The following is a 3095-nucleotide window of genomic DNA, read 5'->3' as shown; positions in this document are numbered from 1 at the left end:
TTTTTGTGCTAATCCAATCAGAAACGTTTGATCCCTCACTTGAGATTGGCGTCTACAGTTTTAGGACCTTCGACGAGTGGCGACGCTGGAGGGCCATGAACCCATGGTTTGGGTTTCACGGTGCCCAGAGGGAGATTGCAGAACACTGTTTGGCAAATGGTATCTCAAGCAGATGGTTTGGTCGTATTCAATCGGGCAGAGTCACCTGCACTAGTCAGAATTATCGGGAGTCCCTAAGAGGTAATGGATTCAATCCTAGACAGAGAGCTGTGCTCGAAACCCTAGTTACATTGACACGAGGCCGAGAACATGAGGTGCGGATTTTTGCAGCTGAAGGGATCACCCCATTCGCATGTGAACTGCAGGACCGGTTTCCTTTCTTTGTCGGTAGCGAATTCGCTCCGACTACCGAACAAAAAGCTCGCATCGCGCCGGTGGAACATCAAGATCTTGCTGCTCTAACCTACCCAGACGAGAGCTTTGACATCTGCATCACCAACGATGTTTTTGAGCACTTACCCAATCTAAGCGCGTCAATAGCGGAGCTGCGAAGAGTACTTACCCCTCGTGGGGTCCTCCTCAGCACCTTCCCATTTCTTCAGAACCGAAATGAGAGTGTTATAAAGTCCCGCTTGACGGCAAAAGGCGAGATTGAGTACTTGATGGAAGCTGAGTATCATGGTAATCCGGTAGACCCGAAGAGCGGATCACTTGTGTTTCAGATTCCTGCATGGGAAATACTTGACACCTTTCAGGAAGAGTCTTGGCATAGCACTGAGATGGTGCTTCTTAGCTCCAGAAAAAGTGGCCTAGTTTCTCGTGACTACCCAGGGGTCTTTATGCTTGTCTCACAAAGATAAAATGCTACACATACCGGCCGCCATCGATAAGCTGAATATTCTGATAGCAGCCTAGATTGTTGTCGAGCCACGCAGCTTCATTCCGTCGTCCAAGCATGAAGCCATTGGTAGCGGATTGTCGAATGCCCATAAATGCGTGGATTGCATTGCCAATGTAAAGAACGTTTAATCCATAATGTTCCGAAACATAATCACATATGGGCAATCCGTAGCAGCCACAGGACGCCACAAAAACACCAGGATGATGCTCTGAGATATAGGCGTCAATCCTTGCTCGGATTTTTTCGAATGAGGCAGTCCAGCCATTGCTTGGCCGATTAGGCCATATTGAGACTGGAGCATTAAGCGCTCGTAGCTCATAGTCCGGAATTGTATAGTCATTAAAGAGCCGCAAGTGATTCCCCGAAGAGGCTTGCATGTTTATTAGATCCGCCAAAGGTGAAACAATAAACACGCTTTGCCCACGGAATAGCGAATATATTTCATCGAATGTGGGATAAGTGCACAATGAAAAAGCATGCGCACTGGACTTCCATAGTGCTACTTGACAACCAAAAAGAAATGGAAAGGCAATGGGAGCCGACACTACGTGGCCGCGAAGCATGCTAGAGAGATATCTATTGCACCACCTAGTAAGGTCGTTCTTGGCAGCGTCGATCGAATCGAAAGAGAAATAGAATCCAGCATTCGTCATGAGCCTAAATAAAGACCACTCAATATCATCACAACTAAGAAACGACATTGACCTTGAATCTCTGTGGACCTGAGCAGGTACATCCTTTGCATTGAAAATATCCTCGAGCACAGAAAAGAGTTTGTCTCGACATCTCAAGTAAGAATCGATTACTCTCATTTCAACACAGCCAAATCTCACTCGATGGCGCTTATCGCTTTTGGAGAAAGTAGTTTGCCAAGGCGTGTCATAGTCTATATAACTCTCATCTCTGCACGCAACAACAAGCTCTGCAAGTACGATATTGAATGCGTCGGAAAACTCCAGCGATAAAGCGGAAATATTCTTGTTTACTTGCATTGCAATTCTCTCATAGCTTCGATTAAAAACAATTGGAAGTCTGCGAGATTGGCCAATAGACTTGACTTCGGCAATAACGCTCCTTGCCACAGCTGAATATGGCGCTGAGTGGCGGCACAGCGTCAGAATATTGATCTCAATTTCATTGTGATCAATAAATGAAAATCTACTATGACATCCGATGCCTAGACCAAAATATACTTTTATCACAGGCTTAGCCTCCCATGAATAACTTCCATTGACCAAAGACAGTCTTGGCTTTTGGATCAGATTGAAGGTAGTCAATGCCAACCTTTTCGAAGGCCTTAAACTCGCTTTCTATAAACTCCTCCAAAGAAAAAACTCTTGACTTGCCCTTGTGTTCTGGCGATTTAAAGTGATACCCTCCTTTGTATTCGGTCTTGTTGATCTCGGCGATCTCGGGATACATTGGAAAAATTGCTGCCCCGCTAAGTGGATTTGGTCGAAAGTGGTAATTTAGGCTTGGAGCAGAAGGCTTAGCAATCCCTCGTGATGTAATGTACTCGACCAATGAGTCCGTGTATTCAGTGAATAGAAATGAAGTTGGATGATTTACCGTCATAAAGCATGGCACTCTTTGAAAGTTCTCTTCAATAATCCTTGAGACGGGAACATCAACCTTCTGTTCGCGATGCTTTAGCTGATGTAATGACGTCTCTGCCTCAAGGTGATATTCCATCTTAAGGTATGTATCCATATTGAATAATCTAATGGTTTCAAGCGTGGAATATCCGGACAGAAATCCGATAAGCGCTAATTTGCTGTGGTAGTCACCAAGTGGGCCGAGGGTCCTTCCTCCAGGCCCACCAAGATAGGTCAAGTCTGGATGAAGGCCAGAAAAATAGATGCTTGGGATTCTTATCAGTTTGTCTTGGCCAAGCACGGCCTCCTGGTTTTCTATGAATAGAGCGCCATAAAGGGGAGATAGCGGTGCCGTGATTACAAAGTTAAAGCATGATCTGGCGCGATCAAAGAATTCTATGCTTTTTCGTTGAATTTCCTTCGGTGGGATTAGGTGAATCCCGAAAGTCTCGAAAGATACATCGTGGAAGCGAATGGAAAGATAGTCTGCAATGGCTCTGGCTTGGCAATTTCCAATAACTGCTGCTGTCTTCACAGGCAAGTCCGCTTCAAGTCTGGCAATTGCATCTGCATTATGCTAGCTGATGGTGGCTCTCTAT

At 45.5% G+C, this 3095-nt stretch carries 3 protein-coding genes; 1 reads left to right on the top strand and 2 read right to left on the bottom strand.

Going from position 1 to position 3095, the window contains the following annotated elements; translation table 11 throughout:
* Positions 1-860: class I SAM-dependent methyltransferase (locus ACLD7X_RS16205; protein ID WP_411424718.1), on the top strand; the 860-nt coding region annotated here is incomplete at its 5' end.
* 4 nt (positions 861-864) lie between these two features.
* Here ACLD7X_RS16205 and ACLD7X_RS16200 read toward each other — a convergent pair.
* Positions 865-2184: a hypothetical protein gene (locus tag ACLD7X_RS16200; protein ID WP_411424717.1), complete on the bottom strand. Its 1320-nt coding sequence runs from the start codon at positions 2182-2184 to the stop codon at positions 865-867.
* Entirely contained in the window at positions 2108-3031 is a 924-nt protein-coding gene (locus tag ACLD7X_RS16195; RefSeq protein ID WP_411424716.1) for a WcbI family polysaccharide biosynthesis putative acetyltransferase, read from the bottom strand. The genes ACLD7X_RS16200 and ACLD7X_RS16195 overlap by 77 nt, the downstream gene beginning before the upstream one ends.
* Positions 3032-3095: the final 64 nt, after the last annotated feature.

Source organism: Aphanothece microscopica RSMan92, from assembly GCF_046613545.2.
GTDB lineage: Bacteria > Cyanobacteriota > Cyanobacteriia > PCC-6307 > Cyanobiaceae > NIES-981.
This window is presented reverse-complemented; position numbering and strand designations above follow the sequence as displayed.